Source organism: uncultured Microbulbifer sp. (assembly GCF_947498635.1).
In the GTDB taxonomy this organism is placed as follows: domain Bacteria; phylum Pseudomonadota; class Gammaproteobacteria; order Pseudomonadales; family Cellvibrionaceae; genus Microbulbifer; species Microbulbifer echini.
On sequence record NZ_CANMKV010000151.1, the window covers coordinates 1 to 290 of the forward strand.

A 290-nucleotide genomic window follows, 5' to 3' on the forward strand; every position below is an offset into this window, starting at 1 on the left:
ACCGATAAAGACTTTGTGCTGCCGGATAGCCGCACTTGGTTCACCTTCGAGGGCTATGTGGCCGACTTCCCCTTTGATTTCCAGCAGAACAGTTTGGTCACCGGTGAAATGTCGATCCAGCGCAGCGGCGGTTCGGCCTGGACCGTTAAAGCTTCCACTTAAGGTTATGCAATCATGGAATTAACCATCGAATCCCTACAAGAGCAGGGCGCCTTTTCTGGCCCCCCGGTGGAGCGCGCTATCACCTGGAAGCAGGGCGAACAGGAATTAACCGCAACCGTTTATGTCCG

General features: G+C 54.5%; 2 protein-coding genes. Both read left to right on the forward strand.

Going from position 1 to position 290, the window contains the following annotated elements; translation table 11 throughout:
• Positions 1–15: 15 nt before the first annotated feature.
• Complete coding sequence (locus Q1A69_RS20515; protein WP_366525632.1) at positions 16–162, forward strand: phage tail tube protein; 147 nt, start codon at positions 16–18, stop codon at positions 160–162.
• 12 nt (positions 163–174) lie between these two features.
• Positions 175–290: phage tail assembly chaperone family protein, TAC (locus Q1A69_RS20520; protein ID WP_366525633.1), on the forward strand; the 116-nt coding region annotated here is incomplete at its 3' end.